The organism is Pedobacter montanisoli (genome assembly GCF_022809115.1).
In the GTDB taxonomy this organism is placed as follows: domain Bacteria; phylum Bacteroidota; class Bacteroidia; order Sphingobacteriales; family Sphingobacteriaceae; genus Pedobacter; species Pedobacter montanisoli.
In genome coordinates, this window is sequence record NZ_JALGBH010000002.1 from 1,272,161 (window position 1) to 1,296,771 (window position 24,611).

Genomic DNA, 24,611 nt, shown 5'->3' on the forward strand with positions numbered 1-24,611 from the left:
TTATGGAAAATCTTTTTTCTACAGTAAAACTAGCTCAGAAACGCGCATTAATAACAGGTGGCACCAGCGGTATAGGTCTTGCTACTGCGCTGTTATTGGTTAAATATGGTATTCGTTTATACATTATTGGCCGCGATGAAGAAAAATTAGAGAAAGCCTTAGAAAAACTAAAAGGTGAGCATGAAGAAGCTGAAGTTTATGGCATGTGCGCAGATGTTGCCGATCCCGAAGATTTATCCCGGTTATTTGAAAGTATAGACAAGAACTGGGGCGGTTTGGATATTTTAATAAATAATGCCGGATTAGGATATGGAAGTATTTTAAACGGACATTACCAGGATTGGGAATATATCGTAAAAACCAATCTCTTAGGTTATATCGCCTGTTGCCATGAAGCGGTTTTACACATGACAAAACAGGGCTCAGGCCATATTATCTGCATCGGTTCTATGAGTGCCGATACAAGAGAAGAAGAAAGTTCATTATATGTAGCTACTAAATCTGCTTTACAAGGTTTTTCAGAATCTTTCAGAAAAGAAGTAAATGGCCAAAACATCCATGTTACTTTAATTGAACCTGGTTCTGTTGCTACACCTATGCATAAAATAGCTGAAGCTGAAAAACAACACCAGTTGGAAGAATTGACCATGCTACATAGCAATGATATTGCCCGTAGCATACTTTATGTACTCTCTCAATCAGAACGTTGTGCTATTGTTGACCTAAAGATTAAACCCCTAAAACAACTGATCTAAATGAAGCCCCTTTCGGCATGGACCTTACAAACTGCTACAGAGTTACCGCAGCTTACATCAATAGAACGATTAGAAAGCACAGTACTTTCTTTAGAATTTTACCTTACATCCGATTCGCTTTGGATAGTTTATTACTGGCCTAACCGTTCTAAAACAGCTTTTAGAGTTGTTTTTGGACAAACAGGTAAGTTATCCATTAAACGTATCAACCAAATAGAAAATGGCTTATCCATTCTATTGAAAAGCAGTACCGGAAAATATTGTACTCATATTACATTTCCCGATCAAAGGTATCCTATGTTCAGATATAAAACAGACTTTATACCTGATACTGATCTGTTACTGACCTACTGGCCTAAAGATATTCTTTGTTTTACCAAAAACTGGAAAATTACAGCTTCCGCAAAAATTCATGCCAGCCAGATAGGCAACCGCTCTGGTGCATTATATTTTTCTTTAAACAGACCAAAGACAGGCAGTATTTTTTATTTTTCAAATCTCACTGCGCTTAATCCTTATTTTGAGCAAACCGAAACTTCGGGATCTGAGCTGGTAGGTGGCAACTGGCCTGAAATCGGTTTTTCTCTCCCTCTTTCAGATCACAAATCTTTATCTGCCGGAGTAAATTATACCTTATGCGACAGTTTTGTACTTCTGTCTGAGGTGGTTCCTAAAAATGCTATAGAAACCAGTAGCAGGTATATAGAATATCTAGCCAAAATATATAAATATCTGCCCAAACCTGATACCAGCACACATGCTTGGCCTGAAATTGCAGAAAAAGGATTAAAAGACATGCAGTTTCACAGTGGCTACTGGACTTATGGAGGCGGTCATCATTACCTTAATGCCTATGTAAGCGATTACAAAACGCCACCAGAAATTATGGTACAGCTTGCCGTACTCTTACCCCTGGTTGAGTATACAAAATGGAAAGGAGAAAAAAATCACCCTATTATCGAAAAACTAAAGGAAGGACTTTGGGCGTTTTACGATGAAGACCTTAAAACAATTGTACGCTGGTTACCTGCATTAGAATCTAACCTTGATTACTCTGAAGAACAAAAAAAACCTAGAGTAATGGATTCATGGTACTTGCATCATCCCTTAATGAATTTAGCCCGGTTAGCTGCTAAAGGAGATAAAGAAGCCAGAGAATTGCTACTACGTTCTATTAATTATTGCATGAATGTAGCCAAAAAATTCAAATACAAATGGCCCGTTTTTTATGAAATGGGTACCCTTAAAATCATTAAAGCTGAAACCGCCGAAGGTGAGGGTGGTGAAAAAGACGTACCGGGTACTTATGCAGACCTAATGTTTAAAACATGGGAACTTACCCATAAAAGCCATTTTTTAGCAGAAGCAAAAAGAAGTGTAAAAAAATTAGAAGGTCTGGGTTTTGACCTTTTTTACCAAGCCAACAATACAACTTTTTCGGCAGTGGCTCTGCTCAAGCTTTACAAATTAACTAAGCAAAAACGCTATCTTGAACTTAGTTATGTGTGCTTGGCAGGAGTCTTTAAAAATGTACAGCTCTGGAAATGTGATTATGGAAATGGCAAGCATTTTCCTTCTTTCTTTGCGGTTTATCCTTTAAAAAATGCGCCGTACACCGCTGCGTACGAAGAACAGGAAGTTTATGCCGGGCTTTATTGTTATTATGAGGAAGCAAAGGGAATAAATATGATTCCCGGCTTAAAATTGCTCATTGCCGAATTTATTAGGTATGCCATTTCAAGAATCCCTTATTATTTCCCTACCCTATTACCACAGGATATGTTGACCACAACCGCAAAAACAGGTGAGATAGACCCTTCGTTATGGGTAGCTATTGAAGACTCGCGTGATGGCTGGGAACAGGCAGGACAAGTGGGGCAAGAAGTTTATGGGGCTGGAATTTCTTTCAGTGTTATTCCAAGACAGTATTTTAAAATCCCTAATGAGGAGTTCCTTATCTTCATAGATTATCCCTTAGATCAGTTTACTCCAAAGAAACAAACACTTTATCTAAGCATTGGCGGAGAAGATGAAATGGCCTGCAAACTACAAATCCTTTTAGTGGGCAAAAAAAATTATCAATTTAAATTGAGTTCTATCAAAGGAAAAACAACAGAGCCTTTAACCCCCAATAGCATAACAAAAGAACACCTTTCATTTACGGTACATGCTAAACAAAAGTTAAAACTTCAATGGTAACTATTATATAAAACACTATGAAACACAGCTTTTTATACAAAAATGGATTAAGCATCTTTTTTCTAGGTCTTTTTTTGCTCAGTCTTTTTGCCCAGGCCCTTACTGGCTGGAAAACTTACAATCAGGAATTGATAGAAGAACACCAGCAAATGATCAACTTTTTGAGTTATCTACAAAGTGGTCATTTCATTTCGGCTACTTTTGAAAATTTTGAGAGTGAATTTTTACAAATGGTATTGTATGTGGTTCTTACCGTAGGCTTAAGACAGAAAGGCTCAGCCGAATCAAAAAGTCTGGATGAAAAAGAAGAAGTAGACCGTGATCCGGTACCGCATAAAAATGCGCCATGGCCTGTAAAGAAAGGCGGTTGGTGGTTAAAGCTTTATAGCAACTCTTTATCTATTACTTTTGGCTTGCTCTTTTTAATAAGCTGGGCTTTGCATCTCTATGGCAGCAAAAAAGATTACAATACCGAACAATTATTAAATCACCAGCCCACTCAAGATCTGTTTTCATTTCTAAGCAATCCCCGCTTTTGGTTTGAAACTTTTCAAAACTGGCAAAGTGAATTCTTATCTGTATTTGCCATTGTATTCTTAACGATTTATTTGCGCCAGAAAGGATCGCCTGAATCTAAACCTGTAGATGCTCCGCATTCAGAAACAGGAAAATAGTTAGGGTTGTCCGCCACCACCCGCTGCACCATAAATCTGTCCTGAGGCATAACTAGCATCATTTGCAGCCAGTTGTACATAAATAGAGGCCAGCTCGGCAGGTTGACCGGGACGACCTAAAGGTGTATCACCACCAAACTTAACCAGTTTTTCTTGTGTTGCCCCTCCACTTACCTGTAAGGCTGTCCAAATAGGGCCCGGTGCTACGCCATTTACCCTTATACCTTTGCTTGCCAGTTGCTTAGCTAAACTACGTACATAATTGGTAGTGGCAGCTTTGGTCTGTGCATAATCATAAAGATCGGGAGAAGGATCTGTTGCCTGTACTGAAGTAGTTGCAATAATAACCGAACCTGGTTTTAAATGTGGAACTGCTGCTTTAATAATCCAAAAGGGTGCATACATATTGGTTTTAAGCGTTGCATCAAAATCTTCGGTACTGAGCTCAAGAATAGAAGCCCGGGTTTGCTGACGACCAGCATTATTTACTAAGATATCGAGTCCACCTAAGATATTTACTGCATCTGTTACCAATTTCTTACAAAAATCTTCGCTACGTAAATCTCCCGGTATGGCTACAGCTTTACGGCCTTCTTTACGAATCAGGGCAATCACTTCTTTTGCATCTGGTTCTTCATGCGGCAAATAGTTAATGGCTACATCGGCTCCTTCTCTTGCGTAGGCAATGGCTGCTGCTCGACCCATGCCTGAATCACCACCTGTAATAAGTGCTTTACGTCCTCGTAATCTGCCTGAGCCTTTATAACTGTTTTCTCCATGATCGGGCTTGGGATCCATCTGTCCGGCTAATCCGGGCCAGGGTTGGCTTTGCGATTTAAAAGGTGGTTTAGGGTATTTTTCTCTGGGATCGTCAAGCGCATTTACAGGATTATCTGATTGGTTTGCCATAGCCAAATTTGGAGATACAGCCATAGCCAGCATACCTGCACCCAATCCGCCTACCATTTCTCTTCTGGTAATGGTGTCTTTGTTTTCCATACGTTATAAATCTTTTTTGAACTGAACATAAACATCAAATCCCACTTATTGCGTGGGATTTGTGTATAAGGATCAAAGAACTGATCCATCTTCCGGGCGACGTCCTTCAAGGTCTTCTTCTCTTCCTTCTTCACGTTGGTCTTCACTAAGACGACCTCCTTCGCGTTCCCGGTCGGGTTGGTTGTTAAACTCTTCTTCGTCATCCATTCCCATTTCTGTTTCGTCCTGATCTGCATTTTCCCAGTTGGTTTCTTCAGGATTTTCGGTGTTTTCTCTTTCTTCTCTTTCTCTCTGCTCATTGTTGAAATTTCCGTAACCCTGATTACCTCCTGCTGAGGTTGGCATATTGCCGCCAGATACTGGTCTGTTTTGTTCAGGGTTTTGCTGAGTTGAACCTTGTTCCTCTCTGTTCTGCTGATTTTGATCTTGATAGTCCATAGGTATTAGTTTTAAATGTGAATGAATTTCCTGCTTGTCTCTAAGCATTTATAAAACAATGCTATAGGCAAATGTTTCTCACAGAGTTCAAAAACAGTATTTCATACATCATTCTTCCGTAAATATACCTTAGGCTTAATTCATACTACGTATCAGTATTTTGACTGCAACTGTATTAAGCTCTTTTCTTGTTAAGGCTCTGCATCAGTTGTTCGTACAGATCGTCACTCACATGTTTTACTGGTTGCATTTTCTTAACTACTACTTTTTTACCTTTGGCTTTGGCTTTGATAATTTTCATCAGTTCGAGGCTGTACTCATCCTTAAAGGCCGAAATATCAAAATCGCTACTGTATTGTTTAATCAATGCCATACCCACTTCGAGTTCTTTAGGCTTAACATTCTCGGTTTCAATTTCAAGGTCTTTAGCGCTCCTGATCTCTTCCTGAAAACGAATTCTGGTGATTACCAAGATATTATTTAAGGGATGTATAACACAAAGGTGTTCATTACTGCGCAATACAAAACGGGCTACACCTGCTTTCTTGGATTTCTGGAGTGCTTTTAACAATAAGGAATAGGCTTTTTTACCTTGTGTTTCTGGTTGGGCATAGTAAGATGTTTCATAATAAACAGGATTGATCTCATTGATATCTACAAAGTTCTCCAGTTCTATCAACTTACTTTTCTCGGGCATGGCACTCGCAAAATCCTCTTCTTCTAATACTACATAATTGTCTTTTAGCAGAAAGCCTTTTACAATACGATCATAAGGTACTTCTTTTCCGCTATGCTCATTAATGCGCTGGTATTTGATTTTAGACAAGTCTCTGCTATCGAGCATATCCAAATCAAGATTGCTGTTTTGTACTGCCGAATACAATTTTACCGGGATGTTTACCAAACCAAACCCAATGGCTCCTTTCCAAATTGATTTCATTATTTTTTCTCCTATTACAAGCTTGAGAAGCGTTATAGGCTAAGCAATGCCGTTTCATAAAAAACAACACGGCTTTAGAAATGGTTTAAGGAAATTTTATTGTGCTGGGTCTTTCTAATTTGATAAGCCTTACAGGTTTTGTTGTTTCAGCTTATAATGCAACTGAACCAATCCGGTATCGAATGATTGTTCACCTATTAATTCAAGTTCTTGTTCGGGTCTTCCATCTTTAAATAATCTTACACCACCACCAAGTAATATCGGAACAACCGAAATAATGAATTCATCAATGAGGTTATATCTTAGCAATTCTGTAATTATTTCTGCACCTCCATCACAGTAAATATCTTTTCCAGGTTGCGCTTTTAGCTTTTGTACCAGATCATTAATATTACCATTATAAAAAATTACTTTGCCTGAGCTGGGTCTTTCAGTTCTTGTAATTACATATACTGTTCTGTTACCATTATCATAATGTGCGGCGCCAATTTCATTCAATACCCAGTCATAAGTTTTTCTGCCTATGATCAACGTATCTATGGTATCAGTAAAATTTTTATAACCATAATCTTCGCCTTCTTTTTCTACCAGTTTCAAAAAGCCCAGATCATCATTAGGTTTGGCAATATATCCGTCTAAACTTGTTGCTATAAAAATCTTTAACGCTCTCATATTCGCAGTATTATAATTTAAAGGTTTACATCAACTAAATTATAGTTTTTGCTTATATCTTTCAGGTTTTTGCTGCAAAATCAACAAGCTACTTTATATAGAAACTTGTTTAATGTAGCGCTAAATTAAACTATATTGAATTTAATAAAACATTTAATTATCGCTATGGTTTGCTTTTCGGCTCTCTTGGGTCAATCCACATACGGCCCCAAAAGCGCAGGTAGCTTTTGGTGAACTTATAGAAATTGGCCGAGCTGCCCGGCATATCGCACTTGCGGTTATTGGCGAAAACCGTATGCCCAGGGCTCCACACTATAGCCCCTATTTTGCCTCTAATGCCGCTATAACGGCCCCGTGGAATAAAGAAATACTCGCCCGTGCCTAAAAGGTTGGTGCCGTATTTTACATTAAAACTTACATCAGAGATGTAGGCCAGGTTTTCCTCAAAAGTTGGCGCTGCCAGTACCGGAAATTCATGCGGAAACTTTTTAGCCATAATGGCATAACAGATCAGCGAAACATCAACAATGCTTTTTAGATAAGGCGTTGTTGCCGGAGAAATATCTGCGTTAAACTTTTCACGTGCCAATTGCAGCTCTGCATTGGTTAATAAAATTTTTGAGCTATCTCTTAGCAGGTATTCTCTTGTGTTGTTATCAATAATGCGCTCTTTGTAAATTCCGTTTAGGCCAAAGGCATTAAGGTTGGCTTTTATGAGCGCAATAGAAGCGCAGTTATTGGCACTATCCTGTTTGTAGGCAACAAACAAACTATCTGCAGGTACACCCTGTGCATGTGATGGTGCAAAGCTGGCCGAAATAAGCAGAAGCACAAATATCGGCGAGAACAATAATTTTTTCATATCAATAGGTTTTAATCTAATTCTACGCAAAAAGTGCTGTAACGCCTACAAGTTCATTTAGGCCAGATCAGCAAAACAACCACACACCAATATTGGTTACGCCTGCTCTAAAAAGTACATAATATCGGGGTTCTTGTAAATATTTGGTGCGGTGTTGAAATCCTCGCCAATTGCAGTAGAGATTACAGTAGTTGTAACGTTCCCTTCCTTTATTACCTGTGTGTTGTTTTCAGAATTAGTTGACGGGCCAGCTTTAACCCTCTCGTAAATTTTCAATTGCTGCTCAAGCCATTGTGTACTTATATTACCGTTAAGTCGCTCTGATATAGATTTCAGAATGGTTTCAAGACTTGTTTCTCCGGCCAATGCCACACGGGCAGATGCTATATTCTCGCCTATATGCCCCCACGTATAATTGCCAATAGCATTTATAACCGTATTGCCAACCTTACGGAACTTATCAACCTCAAGGTCTATCATGTGCATAGTCTGATCAACAAGCTCAGTCCCCGTAAGCGTATCTTCTATGGCCTTTAGCTCAAACAGGTTCCTGAAAATGCTGTGCTTATCATTTTTGAAGAATTGATCAAGGTCGAAAACTTGCCTATACCTTTCCATCAGGGCTTTGTCAAATCGGCGCGCAGACATGCTTGAATTCTTGGTAAGGTCTTTTTGCTTTATTTCCTCCTCCAATTCTGATGGATTAATTTGGTACTTAAATACAAGTTCAGCATAATAAACCCATTCAGAAGGCTTAGCCAGTTTATTCAGAACAGGAATATGTTTCCACCCAACGTTATGGCAAATACTGAGGAGTATTTCCTCGGGAGGGCAAATCCTCGCAAATTCCTGCATTTGTGCAAGCGCAGGTAAGGAAAAATATCTGCCATATTTTACTTCAAGTACTGAAGCAAGTTCTTTTACAAAATTCTGATCCTGCAAAGCAGTAGCTTCATTGATTAATTTTCCAGTGTTCCAGAACAATTGCAACATTCCCTCTTTCGCTACATTCAGCATATCAAACTGCTGCGATCTAATTGCTTCTCCAATTATGTCTATTCTGAAGCTGCTATAATCGTCTTTAATTTTATTTTCCATAGTGATGTAAAAAAACATTAAAAGATAAACGACGTAGAATGATTGAAATCCAAGTCATCTGTATTGGGAAGACTGTTACGATCGAGATACGCCCACCTGAAATTGACTATAGACGTCCAATAAGCAGAAACTTTTTGACCAGCGTATGAAGCATTGTGGCTTTGAGAAAATGGAGTAACATTTCTGACGATCCTTCCATATTCAGGATGGAGATAAGTTTCATTTGCAGGGTGAATGACAAGTGGATAGGCTTGTACACCATGAATTTTGCGGGTGCTTGAAGCAAAAGTTACGCTTACCTTACAATCATAAGTTAGCGGTGTACCTTCTGGCGTTGCAGAGAGTGCTCCCTCTGGTAAACGGTAATCCTCCGGCCTAAAACTGGTATAGGCTACCGGAAAGCTAAATTCCTGTGTCATTTCAACATCTATCGGATCTTCCGGAGGTGTACCGCCGCCACCACCACCGCCACCACCACCGTTACCATCTTTGCAGAGGGTAAACAGGTATTCCCAGGTTTGGTACTCGGGATTACCATATTGATCATAATACGTGGTTACGAGGTAATATTCCGTACAATCTTCTTGCTCAGGCAGGAGCATCTTAGTGCTATTTCCAGTGCCGCTTCCGTTTGTGGACATTACTTTGTCCTTTCCGTTGCGCTTATCCTTTGCCTGTACAGCGCCGTAAGAGGTTATTTTCTTATCCTTGTAAGATACCTGATAAAGTAACCTTCCTTTAAGATCAAAGAACTTATATAAACCATCTTCTTCTAAACGTTCATTGTTTACAATACCTTGTATAGAATTATTGTTCAGCGTGCTTTTGGTTTTTCCATCACCTGCAAGAAAAGCAATAATCATAGACCAACGGGGCTTTCCATTCTTTTTAACGGTTATTACCTTTAACGCGTAATTGGCATTGAGCTTAAGTTTTTCCCTTATCGCATCATTTACAGGGATCACAAGTACATCCTCACCATTTTTACGCTTTTGCACGTGCGCAGCTTCATAGTTGAGGTTTTGTTTTAAAAGATGGTAAGATTGGGTTTCGGCCTGCGAGGTAGCAACGTGCCTATCTATCCAACTGGTCATTTCTGCTTTTGCAACAAGCGGGCTAACCGTTTTTGCGGTTAATAGATCCTTATCGGCAACGTCATATTTTTTACATCCGTAGCTAAAAATTAAAATGGCAAAAAATGCCAGCAATAAGGTTCTGATTGAAATTTTCATTGGGTTTTGAGAACATATTTAAGATATGGAGAATTAATTAGTTGAACCAAATATAGCAATCCATAAAATATATAAAAGATTAAATTTTAAATTATTATATCTATTTATCCCTTTTTAGAATACGATTTTTAACCTCCTCTCTACTCCCTTACCCCGTTTCAATCGGCTTAGTATTAAAACCACCAAAAAACGGGGCAATGGAAAAAAAAGAATTATCGGATTTACTGGACCGCTATGTAAACGGCACCGCAACCGAGCAGGAAAAAGCCTGGGTTGAGGATTGGTACAACAGCTACCACTTAAAAGCCACCGGCAAATTAAGCCACGAGGAAATTGAACGGATCACTAATGATATGGAAAGTCATTTGCCGGGACCTGCTAATTCAGATTACCAGAAATGGCTGCGAATCGCAGCCTTGATTGCAGGTGCTTTAATAGCACTTACAATTTTCTATTTCATTCATTCGGCCAATTACAGATTTTGAACAAATGCCCCCAAATTATAGAGCAGGATTTAAACAATTATTTTGGCAGATACTATGGTATAGTGGCAAAAAAAGAACAGCGATTGGTAGATTGCTGGGTGTTAACGTCTGTAAAGAATGCAGACACGTTACAAAGCCAGGTAAAAAAAAATGATCTTAATATTAACCGCAATACTAAAACCCTAACCGCAAAAAATGTTGATTTAGATTTTTTTCTTGCACGAAACTGGCTGCCGTTTTATGTAGACTTGTTTAAATATCCAATTATCAATAAAAGCGGCCATAAAGGTGTAGTCAATTTTGATATTAAGGCTGATCCTGAAGATTTTGATGCAGTTAAAAAGGAATTAGAAGCATAAGGTTTTGTGTTTAGGTTTAAAAAGGAACGAATTGATATGATTGTATTTAAAGATGCGCAATAGAAAAATAGCCCTGTAAAATTACAGGACTATTTTTTGCATTATGGCGTGTTGGTTTTTTGTAATGCTGTTGGATGTGAAGGATCAACGGGATTTTCAACAATAACAACATTCCCATTGAAATGGAGAAACACAATTGCTCTGAAATTCATCTTCCAAACCAATCTGACCAACCTTTGAGGGGTCTGTCCAACAATCGCCAGCAGTTGCTGTTTTTCCTGCATTGGCGTTAAGGGTAAAAATTGCAGCAAGTGCAAATACACCCGCAAACAAGAATGCTTTAAGTGCTTTCATCTTAGTTGATTTAAAAATTTTACCAAATAAGGTTTACCATTTTTGCACGGATTTTATTTTAACCCGCAGCAAGGGTTAAGTAATGGCCGCAAAACATAGGTTTGGCAAATGTTTTATTGAATAAGCCCATGTAATACACCATAGCGTATTAATGCAGCAGAATTTTTGGAGCCGGTTTTATCTAAGAGGCTTTGTCTATGCCCTTCTATAGTGCGTTTGCTTAGGAACAGTTTTTCAGACATTTCGAGATTGGTCATACCTTCAGCTATAAGTTGTATGATCTCAAGCTCGCGTAACGAAAAATCAATTTCGTTATCGGGCATGGCGGCAAAAAAAGTTTTGTTTTTCAGCAATTTGTCCATGAGCATCATGGTTAATTCTGCACAAAGGTATTTGCGTTGCTGGTGCACAAATTTAATGGCAAATATGAGTTCATCAGAACCGATGTTTTTTAGCAGATAACCGTCTCCGCCATATTTAAAGACTTCCATCACATATTTTTCATGCTCATGCATAGACAACATGATCACTTTTATATGTGGGTATTTTGCTTTGACTTCTTTGAGCAGTTGCATACCATCCATTTCAGGCATATTAATATCAGCCAAAATCATATCTACTGGTTTCAGCTCAACCTGCTGCATAATTTCTATGCCGTTTATGGCTTCGCCTACAACCCGTATCTGCTCATCTGCTTCTAAAAGCATTTTTATCCCATTTCTAACAATATTATGATCTTCTGCTAATAAAATATTTATCATTATATGCTTAATTGTATGTAACTGCTTGTCTAAATAAATCTTTTGTAACGTTAAAACAAAATAAGATCGATTATATGTTTTTTAGTCTTAAAAAATCAGGTATTATTTAAATTTTTGCAGGTATAAATTGCATAAGAAGCGTAAAAATACTTGCTATAACTTAAACCTGATTTTTAATATTTCTCCGTTTTCCTGCATTTCTTCTAGGGCTTTTAATATTCTGCCTTGAGATTGCTTTCTATAAAATGCCAAGGCAAAATCGTTACTTCTGTCGGTTTCATCTGTGGTATAAGTAAGCTCATCAAAAGGTATTTTATGTTTTGCAAAAATGGCTTCTATTGCTGTAATTTTAGACAGTGCGCCTTTTGGCATCTTAAAATGAACTGCAGTGCAGTTTCCGCGGTTAAAAAACCGTTTCTCGATCCATTTGATCCCACCTAGTACAAACAATACCAAAAAAGTGGTAAGCACGGCAGCCCAGTACATGCCACCGCCTACTGCCAAGCCCACTACTGCCAGACTCCAGATCGATGCGGCTGTGGTAAGGCCTTTAATCACTTCTCTTTTTAAGAAAATAATGGTACCAGCACCTAAAAACCCTACGCCACTCACTACCTGCGCAGCTACTCTTGATGGATCAATTTCAAATCCTTTTTTGCCTGCCACATCTCCATAGCCATGAATAGATACCATCATAGCCAATGTTGACCCTACAGCAACCAGAATATGAGTCCTTAATCCGGCTACCCATTCTTTCTGCTCGCGCTCCATGCCTATTATTCCTCCCAGAACAGTAGCTACACAAAGCCGGATGAGGACTTCTTTCTCGTCTATATAAGTACTCTCAAAATTTAACATCGGATTTTCTTATCTAACTTTTATAATGCAGACTGTAGTGTTTTGTTTTATTTTTTTTAAAAAACAGGCTTAAGTCAAACCAATTAAATAGAATTGTGTTTAACTTACATCAATCACACTTCTGTTTATGCCCCATTTTCAAGATGCCTCGCTGATATTAGATATCATACCTATGGCCTGTTATATGTTAGATAATGAATCTAACTTTATCTATGTTAATGAGAAAGCAGGTGAATTTTTTGGCAAGGAGAAAACAACAATGCTGGGAAAAAACATCTGGTCGTTGTTTCCCGAAGTAAAAGAAACCAATTACTTCCATGAGCTTAACCAGGCCATTATCCAAAAGAAAAGCAGTACTTTTGAATACATTTCAATTTTTAGCAAAGGCTGGATCAAATTAAATGTTGACCCTGTATCTAGTGGCGTAGTAGTGAGTTTTGAATGTATTGAAAAAGATAAACGTAACGAAAATTTATACCAGACCTTAGTTGAAAATACACCCGATGTAGTTACCAAATGGAACAGTGATCTACGGTTGAGCTATGGCAATACTGCTTTTAATCACAAGACTAAATTACCGCTTCACGAAACATGGGGTAAAACTCCTCAGCAAATATGGTCAAATACAGATACTACTCCACTAACCGAAAAAATTAATAAGGTTTTAGAAAACGGTCATATACAGCGTGTTTCTATGCCATTTAAAACACATGATGGCGAAGTATTTTATGATATTAAGTTAGCACCAGAATTTACCATACACAACCAGACCAAAAGTGTAATTGCCATAGGCAGGGATATTACAAGCTTAAAGAAAAGACAGGAAATCTTTAACGCGAAACTCCGCCAAAAGTACACTTCACTTTTTAACTCTATTAATCAGGGTTTCTGTATTATAGAGGTAATCTGGGATAAAAATGGACGGTCAATAGACTATCGTTTTATAGAAATAAATCCGGCCTTTCAGAAACAAACAGGCATACAGAATTATGAAGGGAAAACCATACGTGAGATCTGGCCTCAGCATGAGGAACACTGGTTCAGGATTTTTGGAGAGATTGTACGCAGTAAGAAATCTGCTCATTTTGAATTGCCTGCAGCATTGATTAACGGCTGGTTTGAAATAGAAGCCTTTCCTGTTACCGAATTAGGTGATAATTTGGTAGGCGTATTGTTTAATGATGTTACAGAAAGAAAAAAAGCAGAAAACATCTTACGTCAAAGTGACGAAAAGCAAAGTTATCTGCTGAAATTAACTGATGCCATTCGTTTTATTTCAGATCCGCTTGTTATACAAGAACTTGCTGCCCGTATTATTGCAGAACAGTTAAATGCAGATTATGCTTTTTATGGCCATGTTACTGACATCAATCATATCGATTATATTCAAATCGAACGTCTTTATCAAAAAAGGAAACAGGTAACCTTTCTGCCTGGACTTTACCCTTTTTCTGATCTTGGAGAAGAGTGTGAACACCTAAAAGCAGGAGAAACCCGAGCTATTTTACCATTAAAAACTAAAGCAAGCAAATCAGGCAAAGAGTTTTCACTACATCAAACATTGAGGTCACATGCATGGGTTGCTGTTCCTTTAATCAAAAGAGGGCAGCTTGCAGCCTTGTTAATGGTCTATCATTCGCCTACACATATCTGGACCAACGATCAGGTTACACTTATTGAGGAAACAGCCGAAAGAACCTGGTCTTATGTAGAACAGGCCAATATGGCCAAAGAGCTTAACCATTCACAGGAACAATTAGCTGTAGCACTCACCGCCTCTAATATGAGTACTTTTCACTGGCTTTCTAAGAAAGATCATGTGGTTATGTCACCCTTATCGCCGGTGGTATTTGGTTTAAAAAACAAGAGTTTATCTTATAGTGAGAGTGAAGGTTTTTCAATGATCCATCCTGATGATCAGAGAAAACATAGGCAAACGCTGGAAAAAGCCTGCGAAGAACAAAAAGAATTCCATCATGTTTACCGCATTATCAGACCCATTGATGGTAAGATTGCCTGGATAGAAGAGCGTGGAAAAGGCATTTACCATCCACACAGCGGAATTTCTGAAGTAAGAGGCATACATTGGGATATTACTGCTCAAAAAAATCAGGAAAATCTTATTCGTGAAACAGAAGAAAAATACCTGGCCAAACTGGAAAAAGATGTTCATCTCAGAACAAAAGAGCTCAAAGAAAGCAGGGATGAACTGGCAGCTATTTATAACAATACCTTAATGGGTATGTCTGTTTTAAAGGCAGTAAAAGACAAGAAAGGTAATATAATCGATTTCAGGATAGCACTTACCAATAAAGCTTTAGAACAGGAAACAGGCAGAGATGACCTTATAGGTAAACTTTATGCGCAAGAATATCCGGGTATAAAAAAAATGGGCTTGTTTAGCAAAATGGTTAAAGTAATGGAAACCGGTACCCCCATCAGTACAGAATATTTTTATCCTTTTGAAGACTTTAACAAGTGGTATTCCTGCATGTTCGTAAAAATGGGTGATAATCTATTAGCTACCAACCTAGATATCAGTGAGCGCAAAATAGCTGAACAGCTCTTCAATGAAAATTCTGCAATGATAGAAGGCATAGCTAATTCAGCTCCCGATATGCTCTATGCCATCAATCTAGATACCATGCAACAGTTTTATTCTAATTACCGCATTGAGCACTTGGTAGAAAAATCGCAGATTGAGATCAAAAAAATGGGAAAAGATTTCTTTGAAAGGTTTATTCATCCTGATGATAAGGTAAATTTTTACGCTTGCTTAAATGAATTTAAGGGTAAACATCATAAAGAAATCAAATCACTTACCTACCGTCTAATAGATGCTAAAGGTAAAATACATTGGATAACCACTAAGAGTACGGTTTACATGCGAGATGAGAGCGGCAGTTCTACACATATTGTAGGAATTTCGCAGGATATTACTCAGCAAAGAGCTTTAGAGGAAAAAAACAGACAATTAACTTATGAACGACGCTTGTTAGAGAAACAACAGCAAAAACAAATTTTAAAAGCCACTTTAAATGCACAGGAGGAAGAGCGACAAAGAATTGCCGAGAGCCTGCATAACGGCTTGGGGCAGGTGTTATATGGGATTAAAACCACTTTAGACCGCATTAAACTAAACGACAACACGAATGAAAATAGCCAAGCTCTAAACCGGTCAAAAGAATTGTTAAGCATGTGCATTCAGGAAAGCAGAAAAATCTCGCATGAGCTCATGCCTTCTATTCTGGAAGATTTTGGTTTAAAAGCCGCCATACGTGATATATGTGTACAATTGAAAGGCGAAACCCATTTCAATTGCACTTTTTCAGGAATGGGCATCAAATTAGATAAATACCTCCAACTGGCCATTTACCGTATTGTACAGGAACTGGCTCTAAATATCATGAAACATGCAGAAGCCACTATTGCACATATCAATATCTCAGTAGTTAATAATCATGTTCATATTATGGCAAAAGACAATGGCAAAGGTTTTGAACATAGTGAAGAAAAAAACAAGGGAATTGGATTGAAAACCATAGAGTCAAAAGTTAAGCTACTAAATGGAAAAATTATGATTAATTCTGCACCTCATCAAACCGTTATTCAAATCCAATTCCCTATTTAACCACCTGTTAATTATGCAGGTAATAAACCGCCAAAAAGATCGTCAAGACCAAAATTGATAAAGTTCCATGATTTGCGTTCTCGAGGTAAACTTGGTATGACCTTTTCATCGTCAATCTCTTCCAAATCAGGACCTATATTATTATTGTCGTCATCCTCAATATCTTCTTCCTCCCTGTCTTTATCGGCATCGCTACCCTTTACCTGCGATTCAGGGATAATCCCGAATTCTTTCTGCTCGTCTGCATTTGTTTGCTCTGAATCGTATTGCTCATTTCTTTGGGTTTGACGCTGCACTGAACCTGGTTCATAGTGCGGGTCTTTCTTTTGTTCATCCATCTTTATTTCCGGTTTAGGTTAGATTTATTTTTCCAGGCGAATATGACAGGATTCTACTTCTTTTAAAGCTTCTAAAATCCCCTCTCTTTGTCGTCTTAAAATACCTACGTGATCCATATGATCGGCATAGTCTTCCAATACTTTATCGTATTTTTCTATCGCTGCTTTTTCACCGGTTTCTACTGAACTTAAGATTGCCTCATCTTCGTTAGGGCTTAAATCTTCCTTAATGTCTATCCAGGTACGATGTAAAGCACCCAATATTCCCCCCTCCTCATTTTCACTATGCCCACCATGTAAAGTGATGTGCTTTTTAAGTTCATCGGCATAAGTCATACGTTGCGACGCATAATGTAAAAATAACTCTTTTAACTCGGGCGTACGGGTAGCTTCGCTTGCAGACGTATAGCCTTCTTTGCCATCATTTAAAATGTTAACTAAGCCTTTAAGGTCTTCTATAATTTTACTGTTCGTTTCCATAATTATTCTTGTGCTTTATTTTCTTTATTTTCTGTTTCTGCATTATAATTGGGATCTTCTCCCAAAGGTTTCCTGTTACCACGTGTAGAATTCTGCTGGTCGCTTTGTACACCTGCTATGGCCGAAGAGCTTTCATCACCAAGCTGATCACCTTCACCATGAGCAATATCTGCAGGCCTACGATCTAATTCTCTTTCCTCCTTATTCAATTCTTCCCTGTTTACCAGTTTTTGGTCAGGATTTCCCTCACTACCGCCTAGTTCTCCTTTTTCTTCTTCTTTTTTATCAGAAACTGGATTTTCTTCTCTGTGCAGCTGGTTAAAGTCTCTGTTTTGTTCAAATTGAATTTCCATAACGCTGTTTTTTAAGGTTGATTTCTTTTTCTAGGAGCAGTTTTAGCTGTATCTGAGCGGGCAGGACTGTTACGATACATACTATCTACGCCTGCCGTATCTGCTACACCACTACTGTCTATCACGCTTGTATCGCCCAATACACTACTGTCTCTCATCATTGTTTCTCTATGTTCTGAACTGCAGCTAATTGCCATAAGGCTTATTGCAGCTGCACATATAACTTTAATTGATTTCATATTTTATTTTTTAATATGGGTTAAAAAACTTCTTTATTTAAATGGATGAACGCTTTAAAAAGTTCTTAATATCTCAAAATCAGGTATTTTAAAGAATAGCAAACCGTATTTAACGCATGCTAAAGAGGAGCTATCTTTTTACCGGTAAAGAGTTTTTTAAGCTTACGGTTTAGGTATTTACCTTTTGAAACCGCTGCCTTAAATTCTTTATAGATTTTTTCAGGCACCTTTTCATAGAGATATACATCACCGGAGTTGAAAACTACAGTTAAAGCTTCTTTTTCTGCCTGATAGCTGATATGTGCAATTACGGACGAAGGCATGACCACGATATTTCATCTAACGTTATTTATACTATAAGCGTAAGTATATAACTCATAAAATACCTGTTTTTCAATAAGATAAAAATCATACTCTCTTAAAAGCTATATTTGAGTAAACCCGATGTATATGAGCAAGTCTAACAAGTACAAACAGATTATAACTAATCTGTTAAATAAATCTAAAGCGCTAAGAGAAAGATCTAAAATTACGGAAGCTAAGCTCCATGAACTGAAAACCCAGTATGATGAGTTTATGCACTTAGATAAGGATAAACAAGATAAGCAAGCAACATAAAGCTGAAACAATGTTTATTTATTAAATTCTTTACGTTGCTTTAAAGCGGTTGCTACGACTTTTTCTTCGGAACTTTCGCACCTGCTTCTCTGGCTTCAGACAGGCCAATAGCAACTGCCTGTTTTTTAGAGGTTACTTTTTTACCAGAACCACTTTTCAATTTTCCTTCTTTCATTTCATGCATGGCTTTTTCTACTTTTTCGCCTGCTTTTTTCGAATACTTTGCCATTGTCTTATTAATTTATTTACTAACTAATAAGGTAAATCTAAGCCGATTGTTTATGTACGATTAAAATCAGGTATTTGTACCCGTTAAAAAAATCGTAAAATACCCATTTTAGAACTCCAAGAAACAAAAGACCTTAAAGTTTTCTTTTATGGGTACAATCAAATACCTACCTAAAACCGATTACCATGAAAAAGGATAAAGATAACGCTATGCCCAACAGCCATTTGCACGAGCTTTTTGTAGATGAACTGAGAGATATTTTAGGTGCAGAAAAGCAGCTTTTAAAAGGTTTGAAAAAGATGGCTGAAAAAGCCGTTAGTGAAAAACTCAAAACCGCTTTTACCGAACACCAAACAGAAACAGCTGAACAAATAGAAAGATTAAAACAAATCTTTATGCTGATGAACCTCAGCATTACCGCAAAAAAGTGCGAAGCCATGGAAGGTTTGCTTAATGAAGCTGAAGAAATTATAGACGATTTTGAATATAACGAAGCGCTGGATGCTGCATTAATTGCCGCAGCCCAAAAGATAGAGCATTATGAAATTGCCAGTTATGGTTGCTTGGTAACTTATGCAAGCCTGATGGAGCATGAAGAAGCCAAAGGCTTACTCGAAATTACGCTTGCACAAGAAAAAGAAACCGATCGCAAGCTTACAGACATTGCCATGTCTGAAGCAAATGTAATGGCATAGTTCTTTTTCTGTTTGTGCCGGTGTTTACAGACTGTATGCATCGGCTTTTAATAACCTAAAAATAAGCATATGAAAAAATTACTTTTTTTATTTTACAGTGCAGCTTTTACAGTAATGATTGCCTGTAACTCCCGGCCAAAAGATGCCAAAGAATTAGCAGACAGTGTTAATGATACAAAAGATACTGCAACCACTGCAAACAACATCATTACAGTAAATGAAAAAGAAGCAGAATTTGCTACCAATGTGGCAGATGCAGGTATGACAGAAGTTAGCATGGCCAATCTTGCCATCAGCAAAACCGGCAATAAGGAAATTACAGATTTTGCCAATATGATGTTAAAAGACCATGGCGCTGCTAATGATGAACTCACTGCCTTGGCCAGAAGCAAAAATATTACCTTGCCCGTAACCATGAGCAACGAGAATCAGAACCGCAGAAATGATCTGGCCGAAAAAACCGGAAGTGATTTCGATAAAAAATACGCTGATATGATGGAAAAAGATCATGTAAAAGTCTTAGCTTTTATGGAACACGAAGCCATGAAAGGCACAGATCCTGATTTAAAAGCTTTTGCCAATAAGATGATGCCTGTGATCAATTCTCATATCAATGCCATCAGAAAGATAAAAAACAACTTAAAATAATATTTTCTTCAGAGATCATACTAATTTTATAAGCCGCTTACAACAGGCCTTGTTCAAAACTTCTGGTTACTAATGCGGCTATATGTTCTACAGACTTTAGTATGATTTCTTCTGCATTTCCTTTAAAAACCTTTCGATCTTCAAACAGCTTCTCGTTATGATACAGCCCACAAAAAAACATAGTACCTACAGGCTTTTCGGGAGTTTCGCTACCACCTGAGCTGGTAAGACCTGTTACCCCCACATACAGGTCTGCATCAATTAATTTTACTAAGCCTTTGGCTATGGCAAAAGAAGCTTCTGCCGACTCAGGCGTATAGGCATCAATCAGTTCTTTTGGAACTTCTAGCAAAGTTTCTTTGATTACGGCATCATAACAGTTTATCCCCCCTTTTAAAAAAGTACCTGCATCTTTGCACAGACTAAATTCCATACATGCCCTACCGGCAGTAGCGCTTTCTGCAAATGCTATAGAAAGCTTTCTTTGAGCTAACATCTTGCAACAGTTTTCTACAATCTGATTCATAATTTAGGCTTGTTCAATAGTGTGATTTGAAGCTTTCTTAATTACTTTTAACAGGTCTATTCCTTTACCCAGTATGGGTTTAAAAATATCGCCTAAGCTTTGCACTCTTTCTATCGCATTATGAATGTTAAAATCTGTCATTTTCATACCTTTTTTAACTTCATCCCATTGCAAGGGCATAGATACGGGTGCTCCGGGTTTAGGTCTTACGGCATAAGCACAGGCAATGGTTGCATGTGGCCTGTTTTGCAGAAAATCGATATAGAGTTTTCCTTTACGATCCGAAATATGCCTTTCTAACGTGGTGAATTTAGGTAACTCACGGTTAACTAAGGTAGCAATGATACGACCAAACTCTTTGCTTTGTTCATAGGTATATTTATTACCTAAAGGAATATAAATATGAAGGCCTGTAGAGCCACTTGTTTTGCAGTAACTCTGCACGCCCATGTCATCTAATACCGATTTTGTAACCTGCGCCGTTTCTATCACCTGATCAAAAGTGTTTTTATCAGGATCAAGATCTATGATACAAAAAGTAGGATGATCTGGCTTTTTAACGGTACTGCTCCAGGGATTAAGCTCTATGCAACCCATGTTAATCATGTACAATAAAGTGGCTTCATCATTGGCAACGAGGTATTCTTTTTTTTCTTGATCTGCTTCACTGTAATAATCGTAGGTATCCATCCAATCGGGAACTTTTCCTTTTACATTTTTAAAGAAAAAACTTTTTCCGGTAATACCATTTGGATAACGGTTCATTGATTCTGGTCTTTCTTTCAGGTAAGGCATCAAAACCGGAGCAATCTGGTAGTAATAATTAATCAGCTCGCCTTTGGTAATTTTCTCCATAGGCCAGAAAATCTTTTTCAGATTGGTAAACTGCAATTCATGCCCCCCTATTTTCCTAACCTGCGTAGCCTCGCTAGGATTGAGCAAAGTTTTGCGACCAGGTTTTTCCCTTGCTTTAATGATTTTCCGATCCTGCTTTTCTACAATTTCTTCTGTAGGTTTTTCTGTTTCTAATACCACTTCTTTAGCTTTTTTATCTTCTCTCATACCATCAAAAGAGGGATGACGCATTACGCCATCGCTGGTAATTTCCGTATAACTTACTTCGCAAATCAATTCAGGCTTAAGCCAGGTTACCGTAGCATGCGGTGGATCATGCCTAAAACGGGAAGGCTTATTTACATCGGGTTCTTCTTTAAATGCAGGTTTTTTAACAATAAGTGGCATAAATTGCGCCATCATTTCCTGTTGCATTTTCTGGTTAAATCCGGTACCTACTTTACCTGTATAAATAAAATTTTTCTTCTGATCAAAAACGCCTACCAGCAAACTGCTGAACAGCTTATTGGTACCTTCATTTTTGGTAAAACCACCTATTACCACTTCCTGTTTTTTATTGGCTTTGATCTTTAACCAATCAGCAGAACGGTCATTAACATGATAAAGGCTGTTTTTTCTTTTGGCCATAATACCTTCCAAGCCCATTCTTTTTGCTGCAGCTAAAAACTCAACACCCGAAGTATCAAAAGTATGGCTCAGCTGAATTTGCGATTGCTCCGGTAAAATTGTTTCCAATAGCTTTCTTCTTTCTATAAGGGGAAGTGCTTTCAAGTCATGGCCATTGTACCATAAAATGTCAAAAACATAATAGATCAGTTCTCCGTCTGCTTCACTGCGCCAGTTTTGTAGTTTACCAAAATTGGCCTGACCGTTTTCATTTACCACCACAATTTCGCCGTCTAATATAGCTTTAAGATCTAGCGACTTGAGCGCATCGTAAATAGGATAGAATTTATCATTGAAATTTTTGTCATTCCTCGATTTCAGTTCAACCTTATTTCCATCGAGAAAGGCAAGCGCCCGGTAACCATCCCATTTTATTTCATACAACCAATCGTCATTATCAAAAGGTTTGTCTACCAAAGTGGCCAACATAGGTTTAAGATTATTATAAAAAAGCTGTTTTGGCGCATCTTTCAATAACTCATCTGGCTTTGATTGAGCTTGGGGTTTTACAGGCTGATCTTTTACTGTAGTATCTTTTTTAATTGTTTTACGTCCATACACCTGAACAGGAGCTTGTTCCATCTGCTCTATCGTCTTTTTAGAGATAACCGATTTATCTTTTCGGGTAATATCTTCGGCAGAGGCATATTTATCTTCCAGTTTCATGAGTAACCAACCGTTCTCTCCTCTTCCATAGGCTTTGATCAATGCAAACTCTCCTTTTAGTTTCTTGCCTTTTAACGAAAACTTCAGCTTTCCTGCATGCAGCTCATGGAGTAGTTGCTTTTCCTGTTTAACAACATCTTGATCTGTAAAATCTGCTGGCTCATAAGTACCTTCGTCCCAAACAATTACTGTTCCTCCCCCATATTGACCTTTAGGAATAATGCCTTCAAAATTTCGGTAGTCATAAGGGTGATCTTCTACCATCATGGCCAAACGTTTTACAGCAGGATCTGTTGAAGGTCCTTTGGGTACTGCCCAGCTTTTTAAAACGCCGTCCATCTCCAGCCTGAAATCATAATGCAGATGAGATGCATCATGTTTCTGTATCACAAATCTCAATTCTTTTCCCGACGATTTTCCGCCAAAGGGCTCAGGTGTTTTGTCTGTAGATCGCTTCTGCTTGTATTTTGATAAACTCATAATCCTTCATATTAAAACGTTATCCATATCTCATGTTTAAACAGTATGAACGAATTAAAAGTTTCGATATACAGCCGTGTTTATATCCTAAAAAGCAAATAAAAGAACCTTCTCATTCTAAACAGGTATTAATGGCAAAACATAATAGGTATTTCATAACAACTCTAACAGTATATACCTGTTTTTAAGACCAATTAAACCAAAATACATACATAAATGTTCAAAATCATGAAGAGACTTAAAGGAGGAAATTGTTGTGAATACCGATAAGGAAAAAGAGAAAAAGATCAGCCAGCAAAAGCAGAAAACGGTTCGGGGATCGGGGTTTACTTATAATGAAGATCAGCAATCAACCGATCAGAGTATACCTTTGGCCGCAGCAGATAAAAAGCAGGTTGTCCGTTTGCCCAAATTAGGTAAGAAATACCGGATCTGAATTAATCTGTCATCAACTTAATTGTTCATTTAAAATCATCATAATTATGAAAAAGCCTGAAAATAAAAACAAATTAAAAGCAGATACACCTCTTGTTTCAGAAAACAAGAAGAAAGCTACAACTTCTAAAGACAAACATGAAGCGCCTAAGTACACAAAAGATGAAAAGGAATTTGCTGATGGCAAAGGAAGCCAGTTGTCTAACCAATTAGATCATAAAACTCCAAAAGGCAAGGAGAAAAAATGAGCTTCTATCTGCAAGAACTATCAACGATCAGCTTTTATAAGTTCTATTAATCGTTTTGCATTAAAAGCTGCGTAAGCCGCCTGATCATTATCAAAATAGATGTAAACATCCTTTGATTCTGCGGCGGCTTTTTTCGCAAATTCAGTCCAGGTGCTCAATTCTTTTTCCTGATAGCTACCCTGATATTTTGCTCCGGGACCATGCAGTCTTATATATACAAAATCAGCAGTTATATTTAAGGGCGATAGATGACCCGCTAGCTCATAAATGCAGAAAGCCACGTTGTAACGTTTTAACAATTCAATAACCTCTTTTTCATACCAACTATGATTTCTAAACTCAAAAGTGTAACGGTACAGCGGTGATAAGAGTTTAAGAAAACTTTCCAATCGTTCTACATCTATTTTCCAACCCGGTGGTAATTGGAATAATACAACCCCCAACTTTTCTTCTAAATGAACCAAACGATCAAAAAAATCCTTAATATCATCTGCGCTTACTTTTAATTTTTTGGTATGGGTAAAATAACGGTTTGCCTTTACAGAAAAACAGAATTTTGGTGGTACAGAAGTTTTCCATTTGCTAAAATTCTCGGCAGAGGGCTGCCTGTAAAAAGAATTATTCAGCTCTACGGTATCAAACGATTGGCAATAATAATCCAATTGATCTTTCTGTTTAAGATCTTCAGGATAAAATATTCCATTCCAATGCTTGTATTTCCATCCCGATGTCCCGATATAAATTCTTCCTTTCTTCATATGACTATTGATATACTTTCTGTATGATGTATAACAATTGAATTGGCAATTTTTAGAACT

General features: G+C 37.8%; 30 protein-coding genes. 11 read left to right on the forward strand and 19 right to left on the reverse strand.

Annotation, left to right across the window (positions count from 1 at the left end; translation table 11 throughout):
- The first annotated feature begins 2 nt into the window (after positions 1-2).
- From MMF97_RS13315 to MMF97_RS13325, 3 genes are read left to right on the forward strand one after another with little or no spacing between them, the layout of a single operon-like run.
- Positions 3-755, forward strand: a complete 753-nt coding sequence (locus MMF97_RS13315) for an SDR family oxidoreductase (RefSeq protein WP_243362971.1) — start codon at positions 3-5, stop codon at positions 753-755.
- The gene (locus tag MMF97_RS13320; protein WP_243362972.1) at positions 756-2,954 is read left to right on the forward strand and encodes a hypothetical protein; all 2,199 of its coding nucleotides are present in this window, start codon (positions 756-758) and stop codon (positions 2,952-2,954) included.
- A 17-nt stretch (positions 2,955-2,971) separates the two neighbouring features.
- Entirely contained in the window at positions 2,972-3,628 is a 657-nt protein-coding gene (locus MMF97_RS13325) for a DUF6766 family protein (protein WP_243362975.1), read from the forward strand.
- Here MMF97_RS13325 and MMF97_RS13330 read toward each other — a convergent pair whose 3' ends face one another.
- The 7 genes from MMF97_RS13330 to MMF97_RS13360 all read right to left on the reverse strand — a co-directional run bounded on the left by MMF97_RS13330 (position 3,629) and on the right by MMF97_RS13360 (position 9,869).
- Positions 3,629-4,627, reverse strand: a complete 999-nt coding sequence (locus tag MMF97_RS13330; RefSeq protein WP_243362976.1) for an SDR family oxidoreductase — start codon at positions 4,625-4,627, stop codon at positions 3,629-3,631. It abuts the gene before it with no gap.
- A gap of 72 nt (positions 4,628-4,699) precedes the next feature.
- Positions 4,700-5,065: a hypothetical protein gene (locus MMF97_RS13335; protein ID WP_243362978.1), complete on the reverse strand. Its 366-nt coding sequence runs from the start codon at positions 5,063-5,065 to the stop codon at positions 4,700-4,702.
- A gap of 175 nt (positions 5,066-5,240) precedes the next feature.
- Positions 5,241-6,005, reverse strand: a complete 765-nt coding sequence (ku, locus tag MMF97_RS13340) for a non-homologous end joining protein Ku (RefSeq protein ID WP_243362980.1) — start codon at positions 6,003-6,005, stop codon at positions 5,241-5,243.
- A 129-nt stretch (positions 6,006-6,134) separates the two neighbouring features.
- Positions 6,135-6,677, reverse strand: coding sequence for a dihydrofolate reductase family protein (locus tag MMF97_RS13345; RefSeq protein ID WP_243362981.1), 543 nt, complete (start codon positions 6,675-6,677; stop codon positions 6,135-6,137).
- Positions 6,678-6,840: 163 nt separating this feature from the next.
- On the reverse strand, positions 6,841-7,539 hold the full coding sequence (locus MMF97_RS13350) for a hypothetical protein (protein ID WP_243362982.1): 699 nt from the start codon (positions 7,537-7,539) through the stop codon (positions 6,841-6,843).
- Between the two features lie 96 nt (positions 7,540-7,635).
- Positions 7,636-8,637 (reverse strand): DUF1016 N-terminal domain-containing protein, encoded by a 1,002-nt coding sequence (locus MMF97_RS13355; protein ID WP_243362983.1) that lies wholly within the window; start codon positions 8,635-8,637, stop codon positions 7,636-7,638.
- Between the two features lie 17 nt (positions 8,638-8,654).
- The gene (locus MMF97_RS13360; protein WP_243362984.1) at positions 8,655-9,869 is read right to left on the reverse strand and encodes a hypothetical protein; all 1,215 of its coding nucleotides are present in this window, start codon (positions 9,867-9,869) and stop codon (positions 8,655-8,657) included.
- A gap of 197 nt (positions 9,870-10,066) precedes the next feature.
- Between MMF97_RS13360 and MMF97_RS13365 the strand changes: the two genes are divergently transcribed.
- Both MMF97_RS13365 and MMF97_RS13370 read left to right on the forward strand, forming a co-directional pair.
- The gene (locus MMF97_RS13365; protein ID WP_243362985.1) at positions 10,067-10,354 is read left to right on the forward strand and encodes a hypothetical protein; all 288 of its coding nucleotides are present in this window, start codon (positions 10,067-10,069) and stop codon (positions 10,352-10,354) included.
- On the forward strand, positions 10,351-10,713 hold the full coding sequence (locus tag MMF97_RS13370) for a hypothetical protein (protein ID WP_243362986.1): 363 nt from the start codon (positions 10,351-10,353) through the stop codon (positions 10,711-10,713). Before MMF97_RS13365 ends, MMF97_RS13370 begins: the two co-directional genes overlap by 4 nt.
- Before the next feature lie 156 nt (positions 10,714-10,869).
- On the opposite strand, the gene MMF97_RS13375 is transcribed toward MMF97_RS13370, so the two are convergent.
- The 3 genes from MMF97_RS13375 to MMF97_RS13385 all read right to left on the reverse strand — a co-directional run bounded on the left by MMF97_RS13375 (position 10,870) and on the right by MMF97_RS13385 (position 12,686).
- A complete protein-coding gene (locus tag MMF97_RS13375; protein WP_243362987.1) occupies positions 10,870-11,067 on the reverse strand; it encodes a hypothetical protein in 198 nt (65 codons plus the stop codon).
- Positions 11,068-11,180: 113 nt separating this feature from the next.
- Positions 11,181-11,828 (reverse strand): response regulator transcription factor, encoded by a 648-nt coding sequence (locus tag MMF97_RS13380; RefSeq protein WP_243362989.1) that lies wholly within the window; start codon positions 11,826-11,828, stop codon positions 11,181-11,183.
- A gap of 153 nt (positions 11,829-11,981) precedes the next feature.
- Positions 11,982-12,686, reverse strand: coding sequence for an MgtC/SapB family protein (locus tag MMF97_RS13385; protein WP_243362991.1), 705 nt, complete (start codon positions 12,684-12,686; stop codon positions 11,982-11,984).
- 127 nt (positions 12,687-12,813) lie between these two features.
- On the opposite strand from MMF97_RS13385, the gene MMF97_RS13390 reads away from it, so the two are divergent.
- Entirely contained in the window at positions 12,814-16,317 is a 3,504-nt protein-coding gene (locus MMF97_RS13390; RefSeq protein WP_243362992.1) for a PAS domain S-box protein, read from the forward strand.
- A gap of 11 nt (positions 16,318-16,328) precedes the next feature.
- Here MMF97_RS13390 and MMF97_RS13395 read toward each other — a convergent pair whose 3' ends face one another.
- The 5 genes from MMF97_RS13395 to MMF97_RS13415 form a co-directional block, all read right to left on the reverse strand.
- Positions 16,329-16,655 carry a hypothetical protein gene (locus MMF97_RS13395; protein WP_243362994.1) on the reverse strand — a complete coding sequence of 109 codons (327 nt, stop codon included), beginning with the start codon at positions 16,653-16,655 and terminating at the stop codon, positions 16,329-16,331.
- Positions 16,656-16,679: 24 nt separating this feature from the next.
- Positions 16,680-17,135 (reverse strand): ferritin-like domain-containing protein, encoded by a 456-nt coding sequence (locus MMF97_RS13400; protein WP_243362996.1) that lies wholly within the window; start codon positions 17,133-17,135, stop codon positions 16,680-16,682.
- 2 nt (positions 17,136-17,137) lie between these two features.
- Entirely contained in the window at positions 17,138-17,488 is a 351-nt protein-coding gene (locus MMF97_RS13405; RefSeq protein WP_243362997.1) for a hypothetical protein, read from the reverse strand.
- An 11-nt stretch (positions 17,489-17,499) separates the two neighbouring features.
- Positions 17,500-17,727 carry a hypothetical protein gene (locus MMF97_RS13410; RefSeq protein WP_243362999.1) on the reverse strand — a complete coding sequence of 76 codons (228 nt, stop codon included), beginning with the start codon at positions 17,725-17,727 and terminating at the stop codon, positions 17,500-17,502.
- 119 nt (positions 17,728-17,846) lie between these two features.
- Complete coding sequence (locus MMF97_RS13415) at positions 17,847-18,050, reverse strand: KTSC domain-containing protein (RefSeq protein ID WP_243363001.1); 204 nt, start codon at positions 18,048-18,050, stop codon at positions 17,847-17,849.
- A 127-nt stretch (positions 18,051-18,177) separates the two neighbouring features.
- On the opposite strand from MMF97_RS13415, the gene MMF97_RS13420 reads away from it, so the two are divergent.
- On the forward strand, positions 18,178-18,345 hold the full coding sequence (locus tag MMF97_RS13420; RefSeq protein WP_243363003.1) for a hypothetical protein: 168 nt from the start codon (positions 18,178-18,180) through the stop codon (positions 18,343-18,345).
- Between the two features lie 52 nt (positions 18,346-18,397).
- Here the strand turns inward: MMF97_RS13420 and MMF97_RS13425 are convergent, their stop codons facing one another.
- Positions 18,398-18,574, reverse strand: a complete 177-nt coding sequence (locus tag MMF97_RS13425; protein ID WP_243363005.1) for a DUF6496 domain-containing protein — start codon at positions 18,572-18,574, stop codon at positions 18,398-18,400.
- Positions 18,575-18,759: 185 nt separating this feature from the next.
- Between MMF97_RS13425 and MMF97_RS13430 the strand changes: the two genes are divergently transcribed.
- A complete protein-coding gene (locus MMF97_RS13430; protein ID WP_243363006.1) occupies positions 18,760-19,269 on the forward strand; it encodes a ferritin-like domain-containing protein in 510 nt (169 codons plus the stop codon).
- A 69-nt stretch (positions 19,270-19,338) separates the two neighbouring features.
- Positions 19,339-19,917, forward strand: coding sequence for a DUF4142 domain-containing protein (locus MMF97_RS13435; protein WP_243363007.1), 579 nt, complete (start codon positions 19,339-19,341; stop codon positions 19,915-19,917).
- Between the two features lie 37 nt (positions 19,918-19,954).
- Here the strand turns inward: MMF97_RS13435 and MMF97_RS13440 are convergent, their stop codons facing one another.
- Together MMF97_RS13440 and ligD are read right to left on the reverse strand one after the other, a co-directional pair.
- Positions 19,955-20,443 carry a CinA family protein gene (locus MMF97_RS13440; protein ID WP_243363008.1) on the reverse strand — a complete coding sequence of 163 codons (489 nt, stop codon included), beginning with the start codon at positions 20,441-20,443 and terminating at the stop codon, positions 19,955-19,957.
- Positions 20,444-20,446: 3 nt separating this feature from the next.
- Positions 20,447-23,110 (reverse strand): DNA ligase D, encoded by a 2,664-nt coding sequence (gene ligD / locus MMF97_RS13445; protein WP_243363009.1) that lies wholly within the window; start codon positions 23,108-23,110, stop codon positions 20,447-20,449.
- Between the two features lie 256 nt (positions 23,111-23,366).
- Between ligD and MMF97_RS13450 the strand changes: the two genes are divergently transcribed.
- A complete protein-coding gene (locus tag MMF97_RS13450) occupies positions 23,367-23,546 on the forward strand; it encodes a hypothetical protein (RefSeq protein ID WP_243363010.1) in 180 nt (59 codons plus the stop codon).
- 46 nt (positions 23,547-23,592) lie between these two features.
- On the forward strand, positions 23,593-23,793 hold the full coding sequence (locus MMF97_RS13455; RefSeq protein ID WP_243363011.1) for a hypothetical protein: 201 nt from the start codon (positions 23,593-23,595) through the stop codon (positions 23,791-23,793).
- A gap of 20 nt (positions 23,794-23,813) precedes the next feature.
- On the opposite strand, the gene MMF97_RS13460 is transcribed toward MMF97_RS13455, so the two are convergent.
- Positions 23,814-24,551, reverse strand: coding sequence for a DUF72 domain-containing protein (locus tag MMF97_RS13460; protein ID WP_243363012.1), 738 nt, complete (start codon positions 24,549-24,551; stop codon positions 23,814-23,816).
- Positions 24,552-24,611: the final 60 nt, after the last annotated feature.

Bases quoted from the DNA above. Each gene is read 5' to 3' on its own strand.
- MMF97_RS13350 (WP_243362982.1), bottom strand. From the start codon at position 7,539: ATGAAAAAATTATTGTTCTCGCCGATATTTGTGCTTCTGCTTATTTCG.
- MMF97_RS13360 (WP_243362984.1), bottom strand. From the start codon at position 9,869: ATGAAAATTTCAATCAGAACCTTATTGCTGGCATTTTTTGCCATTTTA.
- MMF97_RS13385 (WP_243362991.1), bottom strand. From the start codon at position 12,686: ATGTTAAATTTTGAGAGTACTTATATAGACGAGAAAGAAGTCCTCATC.
- MMF97_RS13425 (WP_243363005.1), bottom strand. From the start codon at position 18,574: ATGGCAAAGTATTCGAAAAAAGCAGGCGAAAAAGTAGAAAAAGCCATG.
- MMF97_RS13460 (WP_243363012.1), bottom strand. From the start codon at position 24,551: ATGAAGAAAGGAAGAATTTATATCGGGACATCGGGATGGAAATACAAG.
- ligD (WP_243363009.1), bottom strand. From the start codon at position 23,110: ATGAGTTTATCAAAATACAAGCAGAAGCGATCTACAGACAAAACACCT.
- MMF97_RS13375 (WP_243362987.1), bottom strand. From the start codon at position 11,067: ATGAAAGCACTTAAAGCATTCTTGTTTGCGGGTGTATTTGCACTTGCT.
- MMF97_RS13400 (WP_243362996.1), bottom strand. From the start codon at position 17,135: ATGGAAACGAACAGTAAAATTATAGAAGACCTTAAAGGCTTAGTTAAC.
- MMF97_RS13440 (WP_243363008.1), bottom strand. From the start codon at position 20,443: ATGAATCAGATTGTAGAAAACTGTTGCAAGATGTTAGCTCAAAGAAAG.
- MMF97_RS13435 (WP_243363007.1), top strand. From the start codon at position 19,339: ATGAAAAAATTACTTTTTTTATTTTACAGTGCAGCTTTTACAGTAATG.
- MMF97_RS13420 (WP_243363003.1), top strand. From the start codon at position 18,178: ATGAGCAAGTCTAACAAGTACAAACAGATTATAACTAATCTGTTAAAT.
- MMF97_RS13315 (WP_243362971.1), top strand. From the start codon at position 3: ATGGAAAATCTTTTTTCTACAGTAAAACTAGCTCAGAAACGCGCATTA.
- MMF97_RS13395 (WP_243362994.1), bottom strand. From the start codon at position 16,655: ATGGATGAACAAAAGAAAGACCCGCACTATGAACCAGGTTCAGTGCAG.
- MMF97_RS13410 (WP_243362999.1), bottom strand. From the start codon at position 17,727: ATGAAATCAATTAAAGTTATATGTGCAGCTGCAATAAGCCTTATGGCA.
- MMF97_RS13320 (WP_243362972.1), top strand. From the start codon at position 756: ATGAAGCCCCTTTCGGCATGGACCTTACAAACTGCTACAGAGTTACCG.
- MMF97_RS13355 (WP_243362983.1), bottom strand. From the start codon at position 8,637: ATGGAAAATAAAATTAAAGACGATTATAGCAGCTTCAGAATAGACATA.
- MMF97_RS13335 (WP_243362978.1), bottom strand. From the start codon at position 5,065: ATGGACTATCAAGATCAAAATCAGCAGAACAGAGAGGAACAAGGTTCA.
- MMF97_RS13380 (WP_243362989.1), bottom strand. From the start codon at position 11,828: ATGATAAATATTTTATTAGCAGAAGATCATAATATTGTTAGAAATGGG.
- MMF97_RS13415 (WP_243363001.1), bottom strand. From the start codon at position 18,050: ATGCCTTCGTCCGTAATTGCACATATCAGCTATCAGGCAGAAAAAGAA.
- MMF97_RS13330 (WP_243362976.1), bottom strand. From the start codon at position 4,627: ATGGAAAACAAAGACACCATTACCAGAAGAGAAATGGTAGGCGGATTG.
- MMF97_RS13405 (WP_243362997.1), bottom strand. From the start codon at position 17,488: ATGGAAATTCAATTTGAACAAAACAGAGACTTTAACCAGCTGCACAGA.
- ku (WP_243362980.1), bottom strand. From the start codon at position 6,005: ATGAAATCAATTTGGAAAGGAGCCATTGGGTTTGGTTTGGTAAACATC.
- MMF97_RS13365 (WP_243362985.1), top strand. From the start codon at position 10,067: ATGGAAAAAAAAGAATTATCGGATTTACTGGACCGCTATGTAAACGGC.
- MMF97_RS13390 (WP_243362992.1), top strand. From the start codon at position 12,814: ATGCCCCATTTTCAAGATGCCTCGCTGATATTAGATATCATACCTATG.
- MMF97_RS13455 (WP_243363011.1), top strand. From the start codon at position 23,593: ATGAAAAAGCCTGAAAATAAAAACAAATTAAAAGCAGATACACCTCTT.
- MMF97_RS13345 (WP_243362981.1), bottom strand. From the start codon at position 6,677: ATGAGAGCGTTAAAGATTTTTATAGCAACAAGTTTAGACGGATATATT.
- MMF97_RS13325 (WP_243362975.1), top strand. From the start codon at position 2,972: ATGAAACACAGCTTTTTATACAAAAATGGATTAAGCATCTTTTTTCTA.
- MMF97_RS13430 (WP_243363006.1), top strand. From the start codon at position 18,760: ATGAAAAAGGATAAAGATAACGCTATGCCCAACAGCCATTTGCACGAG.